General features: G+C 64.1%; 22 protein-coding genes. 4 read left to right on the forward strand and 18 right to left on the reverse strand.

Annotated features, from left to right (window positions below; all coding sequences use genetic code 11):
- Positions 1-167 precede the first annotated feature (167 nt).
- From M1D55_RS08490 to pcaB, 4 genes are all read right to left on the reverse strand, one after another.
- A complete protein-coding gene (locus tag M1D55_RS08490; protein WP_456280649.1) occupies positions 168-2,699 on the reverse strand; it encodes a beta-glucosidase in 2,532 nt (843 codons plus the stop codon).
- A 703-nt stretch (positions 2,700-3,402) separates the two neighbouring features.
- A complete protein-coding gene (locus tag M1D55_RS08495) occupies positions 3,403-4,797 on the reverse strand; it encodes a class II fumarate hydratase (RefSeq protein ID WP_456280650.1) in 1,395 nt (464 codons plus the stop codon).
- Positions 4,798-4,802: 5 nt separating this feature from the next.
- Positions 4,803-5,789 (reverse strand): tripartite tricarboxylate transporter substrate binding protein BugD, encoded by a 987-nt coding sequence (locus tag M1D55_RS08500; RefSeq protein ID WP_006575501.1) that lies wholly within the window; start codon positions 5,787-5,789, stop codon positions 4,803-4,805.
- A gap of 127 nt (positions 5,790-5,916) precedes the next feature.
- Positions 5,917-7,290: a 3-carboxy-cis,cis-muconate cycloisomerase gene (gene pcaB, locus M1D55_RS08505; protein ID WP_456280651.1), complete on the reverse strand. Its 1,374-nt coding sequence runs from the start codon at positions 7,288-7,290 to the stop codon at positions 5,917-5,919.
- A gap of 133 nt (positions 7,291-7,423) precedes the next feature.
- On the opposite strand from pcaB, the gene M1D55_RS08510 reads away from it, so the two are divergent.
- Positions 7,424-8,158 (forward strand): GntR family transcriptional regulator, encoded by a 735-nt coding sequence (locus M1D55_RS08510; protein WP_053824388.1) that lies wholly within the window; start codon positions 7,424-7,426, stop codon positions 8,156-8,158.
- Positions 8,159-8,218: 60 nt separating this feature from the next.
- Here the strand turns inward: M1D55_RS08510 and M1D55_RS08515 are convergent, their stop codons facing one another.
- The 12 genes from M1D55_RS08515 to M1D55_RS08570 all read right to left on the reverse strand — a co-directional run bounded on the left by M1D55_RS08515 (position 8,219) and on the right by M1D55_RS08570 (position 18,987).
- Positions 8,219-9,202, reverse strand: coding sequence for an alpha/beta hydrolase (locus tag M1D55_RS08515; protein ID WP_456280652.1), 984 nt, complete (start codon positions 9,200-9,202; stop codon positions 8,219-8,221).
- 33 nt (positions 9,203-9,235) lie between these two features.
- On the reverse strand, positions 9,236-10,099 hold the full coding sequence (locus M1D55_RS08520) for an alpha/beta hydrolase (RefSeq protein ID WP_456280653.1): 864 nt from the start codon (positions 10,097-10,099) through the stop codon (positions 9,236-9,238).
- A 231-nt stretch (positions 10,100-10,330) separates the two neighbouring features.
- Complete coding sequence (locus tag M1D55_RS08525) at positions 10,331-11,086, reverse strand: MBL fold metallo-hydrolase (protein WP_456280654.1); 756 nt, start codon at positions 11,084-11,086, stop codon at positions 10,331-10,333.
- Between the two features lie 103 nt (positions 11,087-11,189).
- The gene (dmpG, locus tag M1D55_RS08530; protein WP_064576380.1) at positions 11,190-12,206 is read right to left on the reverse strand and encodes a 4-hydroxy-2-oxovalerate aldolase; all 1,017 of its coding nucleotides are present in this window, start codon (positions 12,204-12,206) and stop codon (positions 11,190-11,192) included.
- 36 nt (positions 12,207-12,242) lie between these two features.
- On the reverse strand, positions 12,243-13,184 hold the full coding sequence (locus tag M1D55_RS08535; RefSeq protein ID WP_456280655.1) for an acetaldehyde dehydrogenase (acetylating): 942 nt from the start codon (positions 13,182-13,184) through the stop codon (positions 12,243-12,245).
- A gap of 53 nt (positions 13,185-13,237) precedes the next feature.
- Positions 13,238-14,002 carry a 2-keto-4-pentenoate hydratase gene (locus M1D55_RS08540; RefSeq protein ID WP_064576208.1) on the reverse strand — a complete coding sequence of 255 codons (765 nt, stop codon included), beginning with the start codon at positions 14,000-14,002 and terminating at the stop codon, positions 13,238-13,240.
- Positions 13,999-14,811: a 2-keto-4-pentenoate hydratase gene (gene mhpD, locus M1D55_RS08545; protein ID WP_456280656.1), complete on the reverse strand. Its 813-nt coding sequence runs from the start codon at positions 14,809-14,811 to the stop codon at positions 13,999-14,001. The genes M1D55_RS08540 and mhpD overlap by 4 nt, the downstream gene beginning before the upstream one ends.
- 14 nt (positions 14,812-14,825) lie before the next feature.
- Entirely contained in the window at positions 14,826-15,278 is a 453-nt protein-coding gene (locus M1D55_RS08550) for a RidA family protein (protein ID WP_231906448.1), read from the reverse strand.
- Entirely contained in the window at positions 15,271-16,746 is a 1,476-nt protein-coding gene (locus M1D55_RS08555; RefSeq protein WP_456280657.1) for a 2-hydroxymuconic semialdehyde dehydrogenase, read from the reverse strand. The genes M1D55_RS08550 and M1D55_RS08555 overlap by 8 nt, the downstream gene beginning before the upstream one ends.
- 72 nt (positions 16,747-16,818) lie before the next feature.
- Positions 16,819-17,631, reverse strand: coding sequence for a DODA-type extradiol aromatic ring-opening family dioxygenase (locus M1D55_RS08560; protein WP_456280658.1), 813 nt, complete (start codon positions 17,629-17,631; stop codon positions 16,819-16,821).
- A 24-nt stretch (positions 17,632-17,655) separates the two neighbouring features.
- Positions 17,656-18,591, reverse strand: coding sequence for a DODA-type extradiol aromatic ring-opening family dioxygenase (locus M1D55_RS08565; RefSeq protein WP_064576203.1), 936 nt, complete (start codon positions 18,589-18,591; stop codon positions 17,656-17,658).
- Between the two features lie 18 nt (positions 18,592-18,609).
- The gene (locus M1D55_RS08570; RefSeq protein ID WP_064576202.1) at positions 18,610-18,987 is read right to left on the reverse strand and encodes a RidA family protein; all 378 of its coding nucleotides are present in this window, start codon (positions 18,985-18,987) and stop codon (positions 18,610-18,612) included.
- Between the two features lie 281 nt (positions 18,988-19,268).
- Here M1D55_RS08570 and M1D55_RS08575 point away from each other — a divergent pair, with 281 nt between their 5' ends.
- The 3 genes from M1D55_RS08575 to M1D55_RS08585 all read left to right on the forward strand — a co-directional run bounded on the left by M1D55_RS08575 (position 19,269) and on the right by M1D55_RS08585 (position 20,795).
- Positions 19,269-19,841, forward strand: coding sequence for a MarR family winged helix-turn-helix transcriptional regulator (locus M1D55_RS08575; protein ID WP_082928564.1), 573 nt, complete (start codon positions 19,269-19,271; stop codon positions 19,839-19,841).
- 457 nt (positions 19,842-20,298) lie between these two features.
- Positions 20,299-20,616: an alpha/beta hydrolase gene (locus M1D55_RS08580; protein WP_456280659.1), complete on the forward strand. Its 318-nt coding sequence runs from the start codon at positions 20,299-20,301 to the stop codon at positions 20,614-20,616.
- Positions 20,586-20,795: a hypothetical protein gene (locus tag M1D55_RS08585; protein WP_456280660.1), complete on the forward strand. Its 210-nt coding sequence runs from the start codon at positions 20,586-20,588 to the stop codon at positions 20,793-20,795. The genes M1D55_RS08580 and M1D55_RS08585 overlap by 31 nt, the downstream gene beginning before the upstream one ends.
- A gap of 43 nt (positions 20,796-20,838) precedes the next feature.
- Here M1D55_RS08585 and flgL read toward each other — a convergent pair whose 3' ends face one another.
- Together flgL and flgK are read right to left on the reverse strand one after the other, a co-directional pair.
- Positions 20,839-22,065: a flagellar hook-associated protein FlgL gene (flgL, locus tag M1D55_RS08590; protein WP_456280661.1), complete on the reverse strand. Its 1,227-nt coding sequence runs from the start codon at positions 22,063-22,065 to the stop codon at positions 20,839-20,841.
- A 34-nt stretch (positions 22,066-22,099) separates the two neighbouring features.
- On the reverse strand, positions 22,100-23,995 hold the full coding sequence (flgK, locus tag M1D55_RS08595; RefSeq protein WP_456280662.1) for a flagellar hook-associated protein FlgK: 1,896 nt from the start codon (positions 23,993-23,995) through the stop codon (positions 22,100-22,102).
- Positions 23,996-24,077 lie beyond the last annotated feature (82 nt).

Raw genomic sequence — 24,077 nt, forward strand, 5'->3', positions numbered from 1 at the left:
CCGTTCATGGCGGACGCCGGCTCCGCAGTCCGAACGCTCGGCCCGTGAGGCTCGCGCCGGCCGCCCGCACGCGTGGCCGAACCGGCCACGCGGCGCTGCGTTCGGATTCACGTCGCTGGCGGCCTGGGATCCCGCCGGCCGGGTGTCAAGCGATCATCCGGCCAGCATCAAGGATGCACCGGCCCCAATTGCACCAGCGTCGGGTCCGGCAGCGGATTGCTGGCGCGCGGCGTCACCACCGAGGGCAGGATATTGAACAGCTGGCCGCGCAGCCGGATGTCCTGCGACGAAGCGCCGACCAGGACATCGACCGCGCCGGCTTCCGATACCCACGCATTGCGGGCTGGGTCGAAATACGACAGCGAGCGCTGGTCCAGGTACACCGTGACCCGTTGCGTTTGCCCCGGTTGCAGGAAGACCTTGGTGAATCCCTTGAGCTCCTTGACCGGTCTGGGCACCGCGGATCCGCGCTGGCTCACGTAGACCTGTGCCGCTTCGGCACCCGCCATCTGGCCCGAATTGGTGATATCGAACGACACGGCGATCCGGCCCTGCCCCGCGGCAAACCCTGGCGACACGCTCAGCGACGAGTAGGCAAAGGTCGTATAGGAAAGCCCGAACCCGAACGGGAACAGCGGCGCCACGTTGCTGCGTTCGAATCCCCGATAGCCGACGAAGATGTCCTCGGTGTAGGTCATCGCGCGGATGTTCGGATCGTTGGAAAACTGCGGGTAGTTCGGATAGGTCGGGTTGTCCGCGATGTTCCGCTCGATCGTGATGGGCAGCTTGCCGGAAGGATTGACGTCGCCGAACAGGATCTCGGCCAGCGCCTGCCCGCCGTTCGAGCCGGGATACCACGCGTGCAGCACGGCGCCTACTTGATCGATCCAGTTGCGCATGTCGAGTCCGGTGCCACCATGCAGCACGGCGATCGTGCGCGGATTCGCTCGCGACAGGTTGGCGATCAGCTCGTCCTGGAATTCCGGCAGCGTAAAGGGATGATCGAATCCTTCTCCCTCGTACTCCGCGCTGTTGCCGGCCGCGACCACCACCGCATCGTAGTTGCGCAGATCCGCTGGCGCCTGCAGCGAGGCCCAGCTCAATTGCGCGCCGAGGAAGCCGCCGAACACAGGGATATAGCCAGGGCGGCGCGAGTAGTCGAACTGCACGGTATAGGTCTGCCCCGCCTGCAAATGCATGCGCGCGCTCAGCGGCACGGTAGGCGGAATCACGTTGTTGGGAAGCGGTGTCCCCTCGCCGTTGTCCATGATCAGCTGGCCGTTGACGTAGAGACGGACCGCGCCATCGGCCCTGGCCTTGAACACATGGGGCCCGGTGATCGTGGGCCGGATCGTGGTCGTCCAGCGTACCGACGACGGTGGCGCCGAGCCGTCGCCGCCATAGCGCGTGGTATAGGCGCTTCCCGGCGGCGCATTGCCCGACGTATCGAGGTTGATCACCGGCTCCACGCGCGACAACACCGGCGCACCGCTCCAGGTGGCATTGGCGAAGTACTGCGCCTGCGCGCCCGGCTGCCCAGTCGGCGTGGTCCAGGCGGAGCGGGCCGGATCCAGCGTCAGCGCGTCGAGCAGCACGATATTCGTGCCCGGACCGGCGATCTGCCGCAAGCCGTCGATCTCGGTGATGAAGCGCGAGGCCCGGACATAGGCGCTGCCGAAGCCGGTCGGCGGCACGTCGGTGGCCAGCCGTCCAATCACCGCGATATTGCGCACCGAGCCGCGCTGCAACGGCAGCAGTTGCCCGCTGTTCTTCAGCAGCACGATGCCCTCGCGCGCCACGTCCAGCGCGGCGCGCTCGGAAAACGGCGGATGCGATTCGCCGGTCGCCGGCGGCACGCTGCCGATAAACCCGTAGGCCACGACGCGTCCGAGAATCCGGCGCACCTTGTCATCGAGCTGGGCTTGCGTCAACGAGCCGTTTGCCAGCATCGCACTGAGCGCGGCTGGCGTGAAATGCAGCGCTGACGGCCGTTCGATATCCACGCCCGCCACTGCCGCGGCCTGGCCATGTTTCAGCGTCGCATAGTCGGTCTCGACGATGCCCTTGAATCCCCATTCGTTCTTCAGCACCCGCTGAATCGCATGCTCGCTCTCGCAAACCGGATCGGCGCCATTGAGCCCATTGAATCCGCACATGATCACCGCGACATTGGCGTTCTTTACAGCCGATTCGAACGGCACCATGTAAATTTCCCGCAGTGCCCGCTCGCTGATGGTCTCCATCAGGTTGAAGCGGTTGACCTCCTGCTCGTTGGCGAGATAGTGCTTCGCGTCGGCCCACACGCCTTGCGACTGGATCGCATTGACCTGCGCGGCGCCCAGCACCGCGCCAAGAAAGGGATCCTCACCGGACAGGTACTCGAACGCACGGCCGGCGAAAGGCGTGCGATACATGTTCAGGCCAGGGCCGGTCACCTGCTGGAAACCGTGGTTGCGCGTGTCCAGGCCAAGGCCGACACCCATCTGCTTGGCGCGATCGACGCTGAATGTCGATGCGAGCGCAGGGCCGGCCGGATAGGCGACGCCTTGCGGATCGCTCAATCGCACGCCAAGGCCGCCGTCCGTCGCGCGGATCTGCGGCACGCCTAGCCGAGGCAGCGGCTTGACGTCCCATGCGCCGGTGCCGCTGACGTAGTCGAGCTTCTCGGCTTGCGTCATCTGGTTGAGGATCGATTGCACGATCGCGTTGATCTGTGCATCGGTGGAAGGCGCTTGCGCCGGAGCGGGATGTGCGGCCAGCAAAGTCGCACCGACGAGCGATATCACTGCAATTCGAGCACCCATCTGTTGCCTCCTTGGCGGGGTCACCAAAGGCTGAACATCGACATGCGGGCCGCATATTGCAGACGGTAGTTCGGGCGATCCAAATGAGAAGACGCGTAACGATCTGTTACAGCTTTCGTCTTCTCCGTCGCGTCGATTTGCGACAAGACTGCCCCTACGAAGGCAGGGCCGGGCCGCACTGCCGAGCGTGCCGCACCATGCAGCGATTGCCGAGAATCAGGAGGTGCAAGGTGAAACAGGATTCGATGACCCGCTGCGCCGGCGTAGCGTTCGCCGCAGCGCTGGCAGCCCTTGGGGTGTCGGCGTGCGGTGGCGACGATGACCGCAGAGTCGGTGTATCGGAAGCCCCGGCGACGCAGGCGCAGGGAAGTACGGCGCCGACCGGCTCTGGCGCAATAGATCCGTCCTCGCTGGTCTCGCCGGTCAGCAATGCGCCGGTAGGCGAGCAGAAGGTACAGGAGACGCGAAACCCCGCAGGAAGCGATCCGAATCCGCCGCGTCATTGATCGCTTCGGATCGAGCGGCAGGTCAACGGCAAAGCTTGCTTGCCTTCAAGCCAAAAGGGCTCGAGACCTTTCACCGCTGCATGGGGCAAGGACTATGCGACTCCACGCCCCATCTTCTCGAGGTTCACGAGCCGGTCGTACTCCTCGCCGCCGAGCACCCCCAGGTCGACCGCCGCCTGACGTGGCGACACTCCCATTGCCATGGCGTGGCGCACGATCCGTGCTGCCTGGTCGTAGCCGATCACTGGATTGAGCGCGGTGGCCGCCAGAAGCGGACTCTCGAGCTGTCGCGCCATGGTCGCGTGATTCGGCTCCAGTCCCGGAATCACCCGCTGTGCCAGCGTACGCGCGCTGTCTGCGAGCAGTCGAATGGACTGGAGCACGTTATGGATCAACACCGGCTTGGCGACGTTCAGCTCGAAATTGCCGCTGGCGGCTGCCATGGTGACGGTCACGTGATTGCCGGCCACCTGCATGCCAGCCTGCACCATGACCTCGGCGATCGTCGGGTTGCGTTTGCCCGGCATGATCGACGATGTCAACCCGTCCTCCGGCATGACGATTTCTCCGATGCCGCAGCTCGGCCCCGAGCTCATCCAGCGCAGATCGTTGGCGATCTTGATGAACGATGCCGCGATGACGTTCAGCGCGCCAGACAGTTCCAGCAAGGCATCGTGGGCTGCCATGCCTTCGACCTTGCAGGGATTGGGACGAAATGGCTGACCCGTCAGGCGGCTTGCTTCGTCGCAGAATGCCTGCGCAAATCCGGCGGGCGCGTTCAGCCCCGTCCCTGCCGCAGTGCCGCCCTGCGGCAACATCAGCAGCCGCGGCATCGTCGAATCGATGCGTGCCACCGCGTGATCCATCTGCGCGGCGAAGCCTTCGAAGCTGCGGCCCAGCGTCGTCGGCACGGCATCCATCAGATGCGTGCGGGCCAGCTTGAGGATATCGGCGAAGTCCTTGGCGCGGGCCTGCAGACTGTCTCGTAGTGCCGTCAGTGCCGGTAGCAGCGTGCCTTGCAATTCCAGCACCGCACCAAGGTGCATCACCGTCGGAAAGCTGTCGTTGGATGATTGCGAGCGATTGACGTGATCGTTCGGATGAACGGGCCGCTTGGTCCCCAACGGTTGGCCTAGCCGCTCGTTCGCGCGATTGGCGATGACCTCGTTCGCATTCATATTGGTCTGCGTACCGGATCCCGTCTGCCAGACCGTCAATGGAAAATGGTCGTCGAAGGCGCCGTGCCACACCTCTGCGCTCGCATCGATGATGGCCGCCGCAATGCCGGCATCCAGCGCGCCGCACTGCAGATTGGCCGTGGCCGCCGCCATCTTGTGCAGGCCGAACGCGCGGATCAAACAGGGCGGGAAGCGCTCGCTGCCAATGTCGAAGACGGCCAGGGCACGCTGGGTCTGCGCGCCCCAGTAGCGGTCGGCCGGGATGTCGACCGGGCCGAAGGCGTCGTATTCGGTGCGGGTCGCCGTCATCGCGCTCAGTCCAGCGAGATATTGGCCTTGGCCGCCAGCACCTTCCAGCGGGCGACTTCCGCTTCGGTGTGCTTTCCCAGCGCGCTGGCCGTGTACTGGTCCTCGCGCAGCATCTGGATCGCCTGCGCCGACAACCGGTCGGTGAACGCCTTGTCCTTCATCACCTTCAGATAGGCCTGCTGCATCTTTTCCACTGCCGCCGGTGCCGTGCCCTTGGGCGCATAGATGCCATACCAGGTTGCCGCTTCGAAGCCGGGAGCGACCGTCTCGGCAAGCGTCGGCACGTCCTTGAGCTGTGCCACCCGCCTGGCCGACGTGACGGCCAGCGGCCTGACCTTGGCCTCGGTGATTTGCGGCAACGCGGTGTTGGTCTGGTCGAACATGCCATCGACCTGCCCGCCGATGACATCGATCAGCGCCGGACCCGCACCCTTGTACGGCACCAGCGAGACCTTGATGCCGGCGGACGAGGCGAACATCGCCGCGATCAAGTGCGAGGTCGAGCCCATGCCGGCATTGCTGATGAATAGCTTGCCCGGATTCTGTTTGCCATAGTCGACCAGCGCCCTTACATCCTTGGCGGGATGGTCCTTGCGCACCATCAAGACCATTGGCGTATCCGGAAAGCGGAAGACCGGGGCAAAGTCCTTGACCGGGTCGTAGGGCAGCTTCTTGTAGAGAGCCGGCGCGGCGCCCATATAGCCCATATGCCCCACCAGCATCGTGTAGCCGTCCGCGGGCGCGCGAGCTGCCTTCCCTGCCCCGATCGTGCCGCCTGCGCCAGGCGTGTTTTCGATGATGATCGACTGGCCGACTTCGCGCGACACGCGGTCGGCAATGGTGCGTGCCAGCGCGTCGGTGGGGCCGCCGGCGGCGAAGGGCACGATCCAGGTAATCGGCCGGGTCGGCCAGTTCTGCGCGTGTACCGACGCCGCGGCAAGCAGCGCGGCGATCGTCATCGAGGCGCGCACGACGGTTGGGATGGCTTTCATGATTTGTCTCCTTGGTAGGCTGCAGCGATCGGACTGCTTCGGCCCGCCGCCGCAATGGATGCGCTTGAATCGTTCGATGCGATCGGTGCGCGTTGACCGGCCTCGGTCCCGTACTGGCGGCGCTGGCTCAGGGGATTTCCGCCGATAGAGCGACGGCGCGGTCCACCATCTGCGGCGCGAGTCCGAGGTAGTTGGTGGGATCGACCATCTGCTCGATCGCCGCACGGTCGAAGTGCTGCGTGACAGCGGGCAAGGCGAGCAGGGCTTCGGCCAGCGTGCCGCCGGCTTCGTTGACGGTGCGGCAGGCGTCGTAGACGACGTCATGCGCTTGTTGGCGACCGATATGCGGGGCCATCCGCATCATCACGGCTTCGGCCACGATCAGGCCCTTGGAGATGCCGAGGTTGTGAGCCATGCGTGGCGCATCGACGATCAGTCCGCCGAGCGCGAACTTTGCCTGGTGCAGCGCGCCGGACGTCAGGATGAAGCTCTCGGGAATCGCGATCCACTCCGCGTGCCACGGCCCCGTGGCGCGCTCGAAGTCCTGGACCAACGCATCGACCATCAAACCGGCGTGCTGACGCACCGCCTTCGATGCCGCCAGCATCAGTTCGCTCGAAATGGGATTGCGCTTCTGCGGCATCGTGCTGCTCGCCCCGCGCCCCTTGACGAAGGGCTCGTAGACTTCCGCAAACTCGGTGGACGCCATGATCATGATGTCCAACGCGATCTTGCCGAGCGAGCCGGTAATCAGCGCGAGCAGATTGACGGCCTCGGCAAAACCGTCACGCGCGACATGCCAGGTCGTCGCGGGTACCCCGAGGCCCAACTCCTCGGCCAGCTCGCGCTGCACCTGGAAGCCCTTGTCGCCCAGCGATGCCAGCGTGCCGGCGGCGCCGGCGAATTGCACCACCGCAACCCTGGGGCGTAGCTGGGCCAGGCGCTGCTGGTGCCGGTCGAACATCGCCAGCCAGACAGCGGCCTTGTAGCCGAAGGTCACCGGCAGCGCTTGCTGCAGGTGCGTGCGGCCGGCCATCGGGGTATCGCGATGCGCCTTGGCGAGATCGGCCAGGATGCCCCGCAGCTCGCGAATGTCGGCATCGATACTGTCCAGCGCGTCGCGCACCTGCAGAGCCACCGCCGTGTCCATGATGTCCTGCGTGGTGGCTCCCCAGTGAACGTAACGTCCTGCGTCGCCGCACATCTGCACCAGCTGGTGCACCAGCGGCAGGATGGGATAACCGACAATATCGGTTTCCTCGCGCATGTGATTGAAGTCGATGCGCTCGATACGCGCTTCGCGTGCGATCGTCTCGGCCGCTTCGGCCGGAATCACGCCAACGCGGGCTTCGGCGCTGGCAAGGGCGACCTCGACGTCGATGTAGCGCTGTACCAGCGCACCGTCGGAGAAGATCTCTCGCATCTTCCTGGTTCCGAAAGCATCGCGGAACAGCGCGGAATCGACGACGGTACTGGCGGCGGGAATGCTGTAGCTGGGCATGGAGCGACCTTGTTGCAATAGGCTGGTCGTTCGATATGTTCGAACATATCCGCATTAAATATGTTCGAACATATACCGGAGAATAGGTGTTAACCCTTGAATCGCGCTCCGTTGAGTCGGGGACAATGGCGAAATGAGCAGACGAACCGCATCAGAGATCACTCGCGAACTGTTGGACGGCATCAAGGGCGGCCGCTATCCGGTCGGAGCGCTGTTGCCCACCGAGTTCGAGTTGTGCGAGCAGTTCCACGCCAGCCGCTACACGATCCGCGCTGTATTGCAGGAACTGCAGGACCTCGGGCTGGTGTCGCGCCGAAAGAACGTCGGCACACGTGTCGAAGCCGCCGAGCCCAAGGCGGTGTTCAAGCCGACGCTGGCGTCGGTCGAAGATCTGATGCAGTTCGGGGAGCAGCATCGGCGCGTAGTGCAAGCCGTGGAGACGACCGTCGCGCCTGCCGAAGTGGCTGCTGCGTTGGGGGGCACGCCGGCAACGAAATGGCTGCGCATTTCAAGCGTGCGATGGAACGACGATGCGGCCGCCACGCCGATCGCGTGGACCGACATCTATATCGATACCGCCTACGAGGACATCGGCGCCATCGTGCGAGATACGCCGGACGTGCTCGTCAGCTCGCTGATCGAGTCGCGCCACGGCCGGCAGATCGCCGAGATCGAACAAAGCGTACGTGCCTCGACGCTGACCGACAAACGCGTGGCCCGCGCGCTCGGCATCGAAATCGGGTCGTCGGTGCTGAAAGTCGTGCGCCGCTACCTTGACGAGGCGGGCGACACCTTCGAAGTCTCCGTCACCATCCATCCCGCGGAAACGTTCTCGGTGACAACGCGGATGAGGCGTTCGACCAGGTGATGACGCGTGGCGGGGGAACGGCGGCGCAAGCGGAATGCGACCCTAGCGTTAAAGATGCGGTTATCCCAACACCTGTTTCAGCGCTGCATACCCCGCCAGACCAAAAGGGCTGCCAAGCGTTTCGACGATCTCGATATGGTTGTACTCCGGTCCAGTAATCCGTTGCACAGGATGGCCGGCCTTGGCAACAGCGGCACCGAAGTCCTGTGACTGGCGAATGAACTCCGGCGTCTCCAGCAACCCGTGCACCAATACGAGCGGGGTATTGAGCCGGTCCAGGTGGCGCTGAGGGCTGAAGCGTTGTTCGACATCGTCATCGAAGCTCACGTAGCTGCTGCGAGACGACAGCCTCACAGGCTTCAGATCATAGATGCCGCTGACCAGGACCGCGCCCTTGACGATATCGTTGGGCAGGCCAAATTCGGCCTGCCAATCGGTCGTCAGCGCCACACCGGCCAGGTGCGCGCCCGACGAATGCGCCGACAGGTAGATTCGATTCGGATCGCCGCCGAATGATGCGGCGTTCCGGTAGACCCATGCGATGGACCGCTTGACCTGGTCGACCATCGGCCCCAGGCTGCCCTTCGCTTGAATCACGTTGATGAAATCCGGGGCGACATAGTGGATGCCGTTCGCCACGAAATTCTCGGCCATGAATCCCCACTGCGCCGCAGAGGAGCCACGCCATGCCCCACCATGAACGAAGATATGCACGGGCGCTCCGGCCTTCTTCGCGGCGGTCAGTTCCAGCGTTTCATGCGAAGTTGGGCCGTAAGCAATCTTGCGTGGAGCGCCGATACGGCGCCGGGCGACCTCGGTGTTCGTTTCGCAGCGCCTGATGAGAGTTTCGATGTTCGGCGCCCATGCGGCCTGGTCGTAGGCCTTGTCCAGGGCTTCCTGATCGAAATCCATCCAGACCGGCGGCCCCTTTCGTACCGGCGAACTTGCCGTCGTCGGGCTCGCCAGCGCCAACCCCGCCGCAGCGACCCCAGCGGAAAGAAAGGCGCGACGTGCGGGCGCCACGGCAGAAATGTTGCTCTTCATGATGGTCGGCTCTCTATCTCGATCCGGTTGAAATCAGATCCCCGCAACCTTGACGATCCACTCGGTCAGCGGGTGGTTGGATTCTTCGAAACCGTAGATGGCATCAAAGTGATTGCGGCCGTCCTGCGGCAGCGTCTGGACCTGGTTTCCCGCGTCGCCCCATGCCTGCGCGAAAGCGCGCGACTGGCGTGCGAATTCCTCTGGTTCCTCGGTGCCCCACGACACAAGGATCGGCGTGCGGCACTGACGCACCTGGTGCAGTGGCGTATTTCTCCGAATGACACCATCGTCGATCTGCAGCATCGGCTGGATTGACGACCAGCGGAACGGCTCGATTTCGAATACCCCGCTCACCATGACGGCCCCGGCAAGCGGGTCCCTGGCCAATCCGTACGCGTTCTGCCAATCGGTTTGCAGACACATGGCCGTCAGATGCCCACCTGCCGAGTGTCCGCCGAGAACCACACGCCCTGGATCTCCGCCATAGCGTTCGATGTTTCTCAGTACCCATGCAACCGCGGCGCGAGCCTGGCGCGTAATTTCATCGATGCTGACCTTGGGACAGAGCGAATAGTTGACCACGACGGTCGTGAAGCCACGCGCGTGCAGGCCCTTTGCTACCGTGGAGAATTCCTTGCTGCTGAGGCTGCGCCAGGCTCCTCCATGGATGAACACGAAGACCGGCGAGCCCGGCGCCTCGGCAGGGAAGATATCCAGCGTCTCATCAAGGGTGAGACCAAACGGCACGCTCGGCACAAGCTTCAAGCGCCTGCGTACGGCCTCGCTCTCTTCTGCATAGTGTCTGGCGTAGACCATGAAATCCGGGACGGACTTCTCGACGTCGTATTGCGCGTCAATTTGTTCCTGTGTCTGAAACTGGCGATACAAAAACGACATGGGCTCTCCGAGGAAAGGTGTCCCGACGAACGATAGATGGCGTTCGCTGCTTCTCGAACCGATGATCTCAAGTGATCAGTGTCCTGTTGCCGGATGCATCCGGGCGTCTTGACGTGTCCCCAGCCTTGACGTTGATTTCCGCGATCTGGTTTCCGCTTGGGGCGGTCCAGGTCCGATGGCGATTCCAGATTTCCGGATCATGACCGGGTATCACGCGATCGGTCTTGTTCTTCACCACTTCTCGCATCTGCCGATACGCCTTGATCTGATTGAATGCGTTGCCCTGGTGGTATCCGGGTGGCCACATGCGCTCAATGTTGGAGTACCAGTAGGCAATATCCCCGGCGACGATAAAAGGCCCATTGACGTGCTGACTTCGAACCATTGCGAACCGAAGGTATGGCTATCCTTGGCCAGCCTCGCCGTGACACCGGGCAAGACCTCTTCGTCGCCGCGAATGAACTTGATCCGCCCGTTCGAGACCCCCTGTGATGCCCGTATCAGATCCGCGGGATCGAATGAGGTAAAGACCCATTCCTTTTCTTCTTCCGTCTCGTGCTGGTGTGCCGAGCACACGGCATCCGACCATCCCGCATATTCGTCGAACTGGATATGGAGCTTTGCGTTAGGAAATGCTTCGAAATTTCCCATATGATCGAAATGCATATGGGTCACCAGAATGGTTTCGACATCCTCGGGCGCGAAGCCGACCCGGCCGAGGACTGCCGCGGGGTCCTCCCAGCTTGAAAATGCGTAGCGCGTCAGCCAGTGGTTGTTCTGGAAACCACAATCGACCAGGGCGACATGCTGCTTTCCGCCGACTTCGCCGCCAACCAGCAACGTGTAGATCATTGGGCTGAGACAGCTTCCGGCATTCGAATAAATACCGGCACCGCCAAAGAAGTCCTTGGCCATGTCGACCTGGCAATATGCCATCGACCATATCGACCAATCCGTCTTCTTCTGAAGAACAGCTTGTGCTGTCATATTCGGGCCCCTCATCGATAGGGTACGTACGTACCAGGCAGAGGAAATCAATGAACGTCTGGCAGGCGTTCCCTTGCGCGGGAAAAGACCACCACACGCCCGCCTATACCGCCATTTGTTTTTTCAGATCGAGCGCCACATCGACGATCATGTCTTCCTGACCGCCGACCATGCGGCGCCTGCCGAGCTCCACCAGAATGTCGACCGTCTTCAGGTCATACTTGCGGGCGGCAGCCTCGGCGTGTCGCAGGAACGAGCTGTACACGCCGGCGTAGCCGAGTGCGAGCGTTTCGCGGTCTACGCGCACCGGGCGATCCTGCAGCGGACGTACCAGATCATCGGCGGCGTCCATCAGTCGGTACAAGTCCGTGCCATGCTGCCAGCCCATGCGTTCCGCAGCGGCGATGAACACCTCCAGAGGTGCATTGCCTGCACCGGCGCCCATCCCGGCCAGGCTCGCGTCGACACGGATGGCGCCAGCCTCCACCGCGACAATGGAGTTGGCCACGCCCAGGCTCAGGTTGTGATGAGCGTGGATGCCGATGGCGGTTTCGGGCTGCAAGACTTCGCGCAGTGCGAGGACGCGATCCCGAACATCGTTCATGGTCATCGCGCCGCCGGAATCGACGACATAGCAGCACGTTGCGCCGTAGCTTTCCATCAGCTTGGCCTGTTGAGCCAGCGCCTGCGGAGCAGACATGTGGCTCATCATCAGGAAGCCCACCGTATCCATGCCCAGGTGGCGCGCGAACTCGATGTGCTGGCGCGACACATCGGCTTCGGTGCAATGGGTTGCCACGCGCACGATGCGGGCCCCGGCGTTGTACGCCGCCTGCAAGTCGTGAACGGTGCCGATGCCGGGCAGCAGCAGGGTCGCGATCCTGGCGTGCTTGACCACATCGGCCACCGCCTCGATCCATTCCAGGTCGGTGTGGGCGCCGAAGCCGTAGTTGAAGCTCGAACCCTGAAGCCCATCGCCATGTGCGACCTCGATGGAATCGACGCGGGCGTCGTCCAGCGCCTTGGCGATCTGGCGGACCTGGGTCAACGAGTATTGGTGTCGGATTGCGTGGCTGCCGTCTCGCAGCGTCACATCGGAGACGTAAAGCTTGGGCGGCATGGCGTTCTGTTCTTTGCTCATCGTCGTGTCCCGGGTTCAGGCAGTGGCCGTCGCGGCCGCCATGCGTGCCGCCATCTGCTCGGCCGTGCGAAGGCCAGCGCTGGTCATGATGTCGAGGTTTCCCGCGTAAGCCGGCAGGTAGTGCGCGGCCCCTTCGACCTCCAGGAAGATGCTGGTCTTCAGGCCGGAGATGCGGCCCACGCCGGGCACATTGAGGTTTTCGACGCGGTCGAACTGAACGGCCTGTTTCAAGCGATAGCCGGGCACGTAGCCCTGAACATCGGCTGCCATCCTCGCCACCGAATCCGCGATGGCCGCTTCGTCGGCGACATCGCTGAGGGTGTAGACGGTGTCCCGCATGATCAGCGGCGGCTCGGCCGGGTTCAGCACGATGATGGCCTTGCCTTTGGAGGCGCCACCCACTGCCTCGATCGCCTTTGATGTTGTCTCGTTGAATTCGTCGATGTTGGCCCGGGTTCCGGGCCCGGCGCTCTTGCTGGCGATGGAGGCGACGATTTCGGCGTAGTGGACCTTGGCGACGCGCGATACCGCCGCCACCATCGGAATGGTCGCCTGACCGCCGCAGGTCACCATATTGACATTTGGCGCGTCCAGATTTCGTTGACCGTTGACCACGGGAATGCAGTACGGGCCGATGGCGGCCGGCGTCAGATCGATGATGCGGATGTCGGGCTTGTGCGCACGCAACAGCGCGTCGTTGCGTACGTGCGCGCCGGCGCTGGTTGCATCGAACACAAAGTCGATCTCGTCGAAAACGGGCAGGCGCGTCAGACCCTCGGCGCCCTCGTGCGTGGTCGCCACGCCCAGGCGCGATGCACGGGCGAGACCGTCCGAGGCAGGATCGATCCCGACCATGGCCGCCATCTCGATGCAATGGCCGTGACGCAGGATCTTGATCATCAGATCGGTGCCAATGTTTCCGCTGCCGATGATGGCAGCCTTGAATTTTCTGGGCATAGCGAACTCAGGATAGGAACGGGTGCTGGGATGCGGATGAGCGGACCGGGTGCTCAGACCAGTTGAAAGCCGACACTGCCCAATCCCTGCATCCGCATCGCGATGTGCTGTCCGGGATGGATCCACTCGGCTGGCGTCGCCCCGCCGGCGAGCACGATCCACCCGGCCTGCAACGGCTCGCCCGCCGCCGCCGAAACACGCGCCGCGGCCACCAGCGAGCGCAAGGGATCGCCCAGCAGTGCCGCCGTCGAGCCGATCTGCACGGCGCGTCCGTCGATGCTCATCACGAGTCCCAGATTGCTGAAGTCCGTTGACGGCGAATGCCAGCCGCCGACCACGAAACCGCTGGACGACGCGTTGTCGGCAATGACCTCCGGAAGCGTGAACTTGAAGTCCCGATAGCGCGAGTCGATGACTTCCAGCGCGGGGGCAATGGCTTCGACCGCCGCCAGGGCCTCGGCGCCGGTGACGTTTCCCGCCAACGGCTTCTTCAATAGAAACGCCAGTTCCGGCTCGACCCGCGGATGCACGAAGCGCGAACGCTCGACGTTGGCGCCCTCCTCCAATTGCATGGCGTCGGTCAGCCGGCCCCAGATCACGTCCGACAGGCCCATCTGGACCATCTTCGCCCGGCTGGTGAAGCCCATCTTCAGGCCGACACGGCGCTCTCCTCGCTCGAGTCGGCGTGCGATGGAGGCCCGCTGGATCTCGTAGGCGTCCCGCAGGCTCAGCTTGCTGTCCGTGTCGAACTGCGGGATCTCGCGCGCGTATCGGGCAGCATCGTCCAGACGGACGGTGATCTCTTCGTACGCAGTCATGCCGCCACTCCCGTGTCCTGGTTATCCGATTCGAACTGCGTGCATACGCGTCCCACCCCATTGATGTGGCACTCGAACACGTCGCCCGGTTTGACCGGAACCATGGGGCCCAGCGCTCCAGAGAGGACGAGTTCGCCTGCGCGCAGCGGCTTTCCGAGCCGCGACATCGTGCGCGCCAGCCAGACCACCGCGTTCAGCGGGTTGCCCAGGCAGGCCGCGCCGGCGCCGGTCGACACCGGTTCGCCACGGCGCGACAGGCACATCCCGGCCAGGCCAAGATCCAGGCCGCGCAGGGAAACCGGTGTCGAACCCAATACGTAGACCCCGCACGAAGCGTTGTCGGCGACGGTGTCGACGAACTTGATGTTCCAGTCGGCGATACGGCTCCCCACGATTTCGAGGGCCGGGATCACGTAGTCCACGGCTTGCAGCACTTCCTGGTGCGTGGGCCGGTCCATGTCGAGATCGCGGCCCAGGACGAAGCCGATCTCTGCCTCGACCTTTGGCTGGTGCAGGATCGACAGCGGAATCGGCTCGGCATCGCCAAACGACATGTCATCGAAGAGCGCGCCGAAGTCGGGTTGGTCTACGCCCAACTGCCGTTGAACGACGACAGAGGTGAGGCCGATCTTGCGGCCGATCACGCGCCGGCCTGACGCGATGCGACGGTCCGTGTTGATGGCCTGAATCGCATAGGCATCTTCGTCGTTGATGTCCGGGTAGCTGTCGCGCAACGGCGCAATCGGCTTCCCGCTATCCATGGCGTGATAAAGGGCCCGTGCGGCCTCTTCGCGTTGTTGTGGTGTCACGATGCAATCTTCCTTTATGCGCGTGGAGCCAGCGGCTTGTAGGCGACCGCCTTGATTTCGATGCGCAGCATCGGGTGAGGCAGCTGGTGTACGGCCACCGTGGTGCGGGCCGGACCGTCGTAGTCGAAGTACTCGGCGTACACCTCGTTGTAGCCCTTGAAATCGCCCATATCGACCAGATAGGCGGACAGCTCCACCAGATCGTTCAGCTCCGCGCCGACGCCCTGCAGAATGGCCCGGATGTTCTCGATGACCGCGCGGGTCTGCTGTCGGATGTCGGCGTCGAGCACGCCCATGGCATCGACGTCCGCACCCACGAAGCTGTTGTCGGGCCGGCGCGAGCTGGTGCCGGAGACGAACAGAAAATCACCGGCGCGCTTGACGTGCGGAAACCTGCCGCGCGGCTGCGCCCGGCCTTCGACGACGGCCGCCGAAGTCGCGGCCTTGCTCGGAGTCTTCTCAGTCATGGCGTGCATCCGGGGCATCGACATGGATGCAGACGTTGGTCAGCTCGGAGTAGAAGTTCAGCGAGTGCAGGCCGCCCTCGCGCCCGATGCCGGACAGGCCACTTCCGCCGAACGGGGTGCGCAGGTCTCGCAGGAACCAGGCATTGACCCAGGCCACACCCACATTCATCGATTGCGCGACGCGGTGGGCCTTGTTCACGTTGCTGGTCCAGATGGTCGCGGCCAGGCCATAGGGCGTCGCATTCGCGCGTTGGATGACCTCGGCTTCCGAGTCGAAAGGCGTGACGTGGCAGATCGGCCCGAAGATCTCTTCCGTCACGCAGCGTGCATCGTCCGGCAGGCCGGCGATCAGCGTCGGCTCGACCCAGAAACCGTCATCGAACGGGGTGCCCAGGCTGGGGATGCCACCGCCGACGATGAACTCGGCGCCTTCTTCACGCGCCAGCGCGTAGTAGCTGAGAACCTTGTCGCGATGGCCCGCGGAGATGACGGGGCCCATGCCAGTCGCCTCGTCGGTGGGGTCGCCCAGCCTGATTTGTTTGGCGCGTTCGGCGAGCGCCGTCACGAAGCGATCGTAGATGGGACGCTCGACAAAGATCCGCTCGGAGCACAGGCAAACCTGGCCGCTGTTGAGGAACGCCGCGCGCGTCATGCCATCCACGGTCTTGTCGAAATCGCAGTCCGCGAAGACGATGGCAGCGTTCTTGCCGCCCAGCTCGAACGAAACCGGCTTCACGCCCTCGGCGGCGGCGTGCATGATCGCCGTGCCGGTCTTTGATTCCCCCGTGAAGGTGATGGCGTTGATGCGGGGATGTTTGGTGATGAACTCGCCGGCCGAGTTCGGCCCGAACCCATGCACCAGGTTGAACACGCCGCCCGGTAGCCCCACTTCCTGCATCACCTCGGCGAGCAGCGTCGCGGTTCCCGGCGTCTCTTCCGACGGCTTCGCCACCACCGCATTACCGCAGGCCAGCGCGGGAGCGACCTTCCAGCTGAACAGCAGCAGCGGCAGGTTCCACGGAGAAATGATGCCAACCACCCCTAATGGCTTGCGCACGGCGTAGTTGATGGCGTGGGCTCCGCCAGGCAGCTCGGTGCGGAAGGTCTCCAGTGGAGCCGTCTTCAGAATGTCCGCAAAGATGCGAAAGTTGGCCGCGCCGCGCGGGATATCCAGTTTGGAGGCCAGCGATACCGGTTTTCCCGTATCGCTGACTTCGGCGTCGAGGAAGTCATCGGCGCGCCGATCGATCTCGTCAGCGATGCGATAGAGCATATCGGCACGGTCGGCCACCGAGGTCGCGCCCCAGCCACGCACTGCCTGATGGCCCGCCGCGACGGCTTCATCCACCATCTCCCTGGTGGCTTCGTGCACATCGGCAAAGCGCACTCCGGTCGCCGGGTTGATTCCTGCAAACCGCTTTTGGCTCTCGACGAACCGGCCATTGATGAAATTTCTGTACTGCTTCAAGACGAATGCTCCTTGGAGACAAAATGCGGGCCCGCAGTGCAAGCCTGCAGTGCAAGCCCTTACCGAGACACGCTACTGGACCGAGAACTCCACGACCGCGCCGCCGCTGCCGTACAGCGGCGCGTACTGATGCACCGTGGCCTTCTTGAAACTGCCGCCCATCGCACCGAGCAGCCAGTAGAAGTGCTTGAGGCCCATGTCGGGGCGCGCTTCGGCGGCGTACTGCGGCAGCGCCGCGCGAAGCGCGTCGATATCGCCGCCTTCCATCAGGCCCAGCACACGCCGATTCCACTTGTCATCCGCGTCGGAGACGATATGGTCCGTCTCCATGTCGATGTTCTCGCGGAACATGCTGCTGGACAGGCCGCCGATCCCCACCACGGCCACGCGCTTGTCCCGCGCCGCGGCTGACGCGATCGCGCCCAGTTGCTCCGTCTGCTCGGCGCCGTGGTAGAGGTTGTTCGCCGCGACAACGACCGGTAGCTCGGTCGAGCCGATGCTCATCAGCGTGGTGGCGGTGATCGTGCCGGTATCGACCGGAAACTGGTCGTAGTCGACGCCGCGCGTCTTGATGCCTGCGGTATTGCAGGCTTGCACGCACCGCTGGGCCAGTGCGCAGTCGGAGTGGATGTCGACCTCCTGCGCGCCGAACTCGTGCCAGTTTTCGTCGACGTGCAGGCCTGTGCTGCGCTCGCGGGTGATCCACAACTGGTCGAGCACCGCAAACCATTGCGTGGAGTAGATCAGCACGCTGTCGGGCTTCGATTCGGCGAGCGCCCTGCCGGCCCGCGCGAACCCTTCGCGAATGCGGCCCCACGGCCCGATGTCGGGCCGCAGTTGCGGCAGCGGGCTGCCGGGAACGAGGAATGCGGATACGATCGTCACGTTCAGGTCTCCTGCTTCTTATGGTTATGCCGGGCTCAGACTGGATTGCGTCACGGGCTCCAGGCTGGAGAGGCCGGCCTCCTCGAGGTTCCACTCGATCACGGCGTTGCCGGTACCGATGACGGTGCCGTAGCCATGCAGCTTGCCGGCAAGCTGGGGATACCCCATCGCCGCGTGCATCCAGGTGAAGGCGCCGGATTTCACCTCGGCGAATGCTTCGTCGATGAATTGCGGGAGCAGCTCGAACACTTCCTTCATCTGGCCCTTGCGCATCAGGTCGATCATGCGGACATCCCACTTGTAGCCGTCGTAGCGCTCCGGGTGCTCCTTGCTCATGTCTTCAGGCAGCGACGGCTCCTCATGAAAGTGCCAGTGCGACAGTGTGTTGCTGGCCAGAAGGACTGCGCGCCTGCCAGTCTTGCGAATCGCCTCGCGCGTGGCGCGGCCGAGCAGGTCCATCTCGCCCTGCCCCTCCTTCGTGTTGAGGTGGTAAGGCGTGTTGTTGGCCGAGATGCCGACCACCGGAATATCCCATTGCGGTCGCACCATATGCAGCGTGGTGATGGTTCCGTAGTCGACGCGGAAATTCGGATTGCGCATCATCTTGGTCACCAGGCCGAGCTTGCGGCCCTCGTCGCAACAGGCCTGCGCGAGGTCGACATCGATGTCCAATTCGAAGCGGTAGCGGAACAGGTTCGGAAAGATCGGGTCGACTGACTTGCCCGACAGATGAGGGACACCGAGAAAATGGTGCCCGACCTGCGTGATCCAGTGTGGCGAATGGACCAGCAGCACATCGGGCTTGAGCGCGTCCAGGCTTGCGCGGGCCTGCTCATAGGCCCAGCGCAGCTGTTCCCAGCCGCCTTCCGCACGCGGCTCGTTCTGCGGCGGGTTCTCGGCGTAGACCAGGTGCGGGGGATGCGGAGCAAGGAAGCCCGCCACGATTTCTCCGTTCGACATACCGACCTCCTTGCGCTCTCAGGGCGCCAACTGAAATTCGATCTCCACATCCGCGCCCAACGGCAGCGAATGCACGACCACGAACGACCGTGCCGGCGGCGCGATATCGGCGAACGCCTCCTCCCATGCACGATGCATGTCGGCCTGCCGCGCTGAGGGAATGCAGAAGAGCCTCGCCATCGCGATGCACTCGCGGGGCCAACCTTGCTCATGGCACAGCGCAAACAGATTCATCAGAATCTGCCGCGTCTGTGCATGCGTGCCCTGAGCAAGTGCTCCCGTTCGTGGCTCCAGACCGACGAGGCCCGATACGAACACGCCGGCTTGTGTCCGAACGACCGGGCTGTAGTGAAAGCGCGGCTCGGGAAGGCAACGGGTGGCAACGATCTGTCTCAATCCGCTCTCCGGATGGTTTCTGACGCGGGCACGAGCACCATCAAGTTGGCCGGAATCCGAAGTTCCGTTTTGGTGCATTTGTACGTGTACGTTCTATGTCCATCAGTCTATGCAACGGGAAACAACGAAGTCAATGCAAAACGCGACCGCGCCGATGCACGTTTACCCTCATTCGCCGGAAAAATTAGTACGCATAGTGCTTAGATGGAGCATGGGTGGCATGTGCACAGGCGTGCGTATTTGGCACAATGGCGCTCAGTACATTGCTGATGGATTTGCCCATGCCGACACGCACCACCTCCCGGAACCGGGAGACCGCTTCCACATCGCGTGCCAAGGACAAGCACGGACACGCTGCAAGCGATCATGCGGGCAGCCAGGTATCGCCTGAGGTCAGGAAAATATTGCAGGGATTCAAGCTGGAAGATGTCCCGACCCACTTGCTGCGGCGTGCGCATTTCCGCGCCGAGGAGATGTTTGCGCAGACGTTCGCCAGCGACTCGATCACCCCGAGGCAGAAGGCCGCGCTGGTCATCCTGTACCAGGAGCCGGGTCTGAGCCAAAGCGCACTGGCCGATCGCCTGTTCATGGACCGCAACACCATGGCCGAGATGGTCAAGCGCCTGTCGGCCGCCGGCCTGATTCAGCGGGTAGCTGCCAAGGACGATCAGCGCGCGTATCAGTTATTCCTGGCGCCGGAAGGCGCGCGGCTGCTGGAGCGGGTGATGCCCCGCGACGTCGAGGTCGAGCGGCGCTTCATGGCATTGCTGCCCGATGAATACCGGCCGCTCTTCCTCAAATGTTTGCGCATCATTGTCGAGGCACAGCAGGACTCCGAGCCCCCCGCGTCTTAAGCCCTCGGCGCCAACGAGTACCGCAAGCGGTTTCCACCGAAGTCGGGAATTACCCGGATATACGCTGTGTACGTACTATACGTACAGTGACGTCACCGCGCCATCCCGAGTAAGCCGCCCGATGTCCTTTGCCGATCTTCCACCGCAGCGGCCAATCTTTCCCGCCGAGGCGGAGGACTACGCCCGCAGAGCCCTCGAGCACTCGGCAGCGGCCCTCGGCCAGTGCACGCGCATCGCCGCTCCGGCATATGGCCCCGACCCTTACCAGACGGTCGACGTCTACCCGCGAAGTCGCCCAATGCGGAAGGCGCACCGGTACTGGTGTTTGCCCATGGCGGGGCATGGACGAACGGATACAAGGAATCGATGGGCCTGATGGCGCCGGCGCTGACCGCTGCGGGGATCGTGCTGGTGTCTGTCTCGTATCGCCTGGCCCCCCGAACACAAGTGGGATGCGATGCTCGGCGATTGCCTTGGCGCCTTGGCACGGGTATATCGGAACATCGCCAGGCATGGTGGGAACCCGGAACGGATCGCCATCGGGGGCCAGTCGGCCGGCGGCCATCTGACGATGCTCGCCGCCTTGCAGCGTTCCCGGCTGGTCGAATTTGGCATCCCGCCACGAGCCATCGTCGCGTGCCTGCCGTTATGCGCGCCGCTCGATATCCGCTATCCGCAGCGCCTGCCCGGCAGTGGCGACGACCTGGCTTCCCCGGTTTCGAAGCCGTGGCATGGGGAGGCATCGTGGCACCTGCGGGAACGCCGGCCCCGGTGATCGAGCGCCTGAATGCGGACATCGCACAGGCACTGAAGACCCCGGAAATGGAGCGCACCAATGCCACGATGGCGCTGCGGCCGCTCGCCTCCACACCGGAGAATTTCGCCCGTTTCATCCAGCAAGAGACCGGCAAGTGCGCCGAGCTGGTCCGCCGCTCCGGAGCGAAGGCGCAGTAAGGAGGCGAGGCAGGCCGCTCGGCCCTGTCCGCCTTATCCAGGCTTACCGCAGATAATTGAACAGATTCATCCCCTGAATCTGCATGAACGACTGCTGTGCCGCCTGGAGCGCGGTCTGGCGCTGGTAGTACTCGGCGATCGCCGACGCGTAGTCCAGATCCTGCAGGCCCGACAGCGTCTGCTCGTAGTTCAGGTCGCGGTTGGCGCCGATGGTGTCGAGCGCATCGAGTTCCTGCATCCGCGAGCCGACCGACGCGCGCACGGTCAGCACGTTGTCGAGCGAGTTGGACATCTTGCGGTTGGCGGTCGACAGTGCGTTATCGAGCCGCGCACGGTCGGCGTCGGTGACGATCGGCTGCTTCAGCGCGTCGATGGCGGCCTGGATGTTCGCGAAGATGTCGGTGCCCGCCTGCTTGGCCGGGGCCAGCGTCATCGAGTCGCCGTTGGCCGGCGCGCCCTTGACGGTAAACGACACGCCGCCGAACTGGATCGCGTCGCCGGCGACATACGGCGTCGACGGTACGATGGCCGTGGGCGGCACGGCGCTGTTGTCGGTGACGGTGTAGCTGGTATTGCCGGCGCCGTCGACGGTGAAGTCGATCGAGAATTCGTGGCCGTACAGCGGGTTGCTCGGGTCGGTGACCGACAGCGCGCCGTAGAGCGCCGTGCCGGTGTTGCCGCCGCCTTCGGTCATCACGTAGTCGGCCGAGCCGGTGACGCTGAGGAATACATCGCGGCCGTTGTCGCCGGCGGCCATCTGGCGGGCGACGTCGACCTGCAGCAGTTGCGAGCCGGTGTCGCCGACGTATTGCACGGTGCCGCCATTGGCCGCGAACGGCGGGGTGCCCGACTTGAAGCCGGCAAACAGGTACTGGCCGTTGCCGTCGTCGGCGTTGGCCAGTCCCAGCAGCTGCTCGTAGTTGCTCTGCAGTTCGGACGCGATCGAGGCGCGGTCGGCGTTGCTGATGGTGCCGTTGCCGCCGTTGACGATCAGCGTCTGCACGTTCTGGATCGTGGTGATCACGCTCTGCAGCGTCTTTTCCTCGAGCGCCAGGCTGATGTTGGCCTGGGTACGCGAGGTGGCGTATTGCTCGTTGACGCCAATCGACTGCGTCACACCGAGTGCGCGCGTGGCGGCAATCGGGTCGTCGGACGGGTTCAGCACGCGCCGGCCGGTGCCGAGCTGCTGCTGCACGTGCAGCAGCGAGGACTGCTGGCCGTTCATCGCGGACAGGCCGAGCTGGTAGAACGTGGAAGTGGCGACACGCATGATGGTTTCCTGGTCTCGGTAGGCGGGCGGCCCGTCAGCGGATATTGATGATGGCGTCGAACAGCGACGAGGCGGTCTGGATCACCTGCGCGCTGGCCTGATAGAGCTGCTGGAAGCGCAGCAGGTTGACGGTTTCCTCGTCCATGTTGACGCCGGAGACCGACTGCTGGGCGGTACGCACCTGGGTCGTGATGCTGTTCTGCGAGGTCGACGCGATATCGATCGACTTGGTACGGCTGCCGATGTCGTTGACCAGTTCGGCATAGGCGTCGTTGAAGCTGGACACGCCGTTGATGGTCTTGGTGGTCTGCAGCTTGGCCAGCACCAGCGCATTGCCGTTGTCGGACGAGCCGCCGACGTTGGAGCCGATCGTGAAGCTGTCACCGGCCTTCGGCGCGCCGCCGAAGCTGACGGTCACGCCGTCGAACGTATAGTCGACCGCGCTGCCGTTGGGCACCGGGCCGGCGTCCGGCGTCACCGGATTGCCGGCGGCGTCGGTGAAGGTATAGCCGGTGCCGTCGTAGGTCGCGACGATCTTCGACGGCGGCACGTTGAAGCCCTGTGCGACATTGCTGACCTTGGCCGTACCGGAGCCGACATTGGATGCGCTACTCTCGGCGAGCACCGGCGAGGCGGCGGCGACCTTGGCGGGGTCGGTGATGGCGAGGTCGAACGAACGAGCGACATTGCGGGTCGGCTGGATCTGGAAGGTGTCGCCCGCGGCCATGGTGCCGCCGACCGTGATGCTCAGGCCGTCGGCCGTGAAGGTGGGGCCGGCGCCGGTGGCGACCACTTCGTTGTCGGACATCCGCACCAGGCTGTAGCTGGTACCGTCGTAGGTCACCGTGTAGTCGCTGGTGGTCAGCGCGGTGGCATCGGCAACCGTGGCGGCTACCGTGCCGGTGCCGTTGTTGCGCGTGTTGCCGATCACCGTCGGCGAGCCCATCGCGAACATGTCGCCGCCGATCTGGCCCTTCAGGTCCATGCCCAGGCGGTGCTGCGCGTTGAAGGTCTGGCCGATCGCCAGCGACAGTCGGCCGATCGCGTTCTGCGCGGCGTCGAGGGTCTCGCTGCGGAACTGCATCAGGCCGCCGATGCTGCCGCCGCTGAACAGCGCGTCATCCATCTCGATCGCGGTGCCGTCCGGAAGCGTATAGGCGATGCCCATCCGCGACGGGTCGGCCGCGGATTGTACGGCCTTCAGGTCGTACGAGTTGGCCCCGACGACCAGCGGCTGGCCGTTGCCGACGAACACGTTGTAGCTGCCGCCGTCCTGCGCGACCACCTTGACGCCGACGAGCTTGTTCAGCTGCGCGACCATTTCGTCGCGCTGGTCCAGCAGATCGTTGGGCGGCTGGCCGCCGCTGGCGGCGGTGGCCTTGGCGATCTCGCTGTTCAGCGAGGCGATCTCCTTGGCGAAGGCGTTCACCTGCGTGACCGAGCTCTGGATCTCGCTGTTGATGCCTTCCTGCTGGTTCTGGAAGTACGACGCCGCGGAACGCAGCTGGCCGGCCAGCGACTGGGCGGCGTTCAGCATATTCTGGCGGACCGCGGTGTCGCCCGGCTTGTCGGCCACGCCCTGCACCGCGGCGAAGAATTTCTGCATCAGCGGCGCGATGCCGCCCTTCTGGTCGGCCAGCAGGCTGTCGATCTGCTTGATCTGTTCCGAGTACGTCGACAGGTGCGCGCTCGACGTTTCGGCGGCGCGCAGCTGGCTGGTCAGGAATTCGTCGTAGACCCGCATCACCGTGGTGGTGGTCGAGCCCTGGCCGAAGAAGCCCTGGCTGGTGTACTGGCCGCCCGACGACGCGATGATGGTGTTCTGGCGCGTGTAGCCGGCGGTCGCCGCGTTGCTGACGTTATGGCCGATGGTCGTCAGCGCGTTCTGTGCCGTATTCAGGCCGGACAAGCCGATATTGAAGAGAGACATGCACTAGCCCCGGATTCTGTTGGTCGCCCTGGCCGCGCGATGCAGTCGCGACCGTGGCGGTGGATGAGGGTGGTAACGGCAG

The organism is Cupriavidus sp. JZ107, assembly GCF_053903255.1.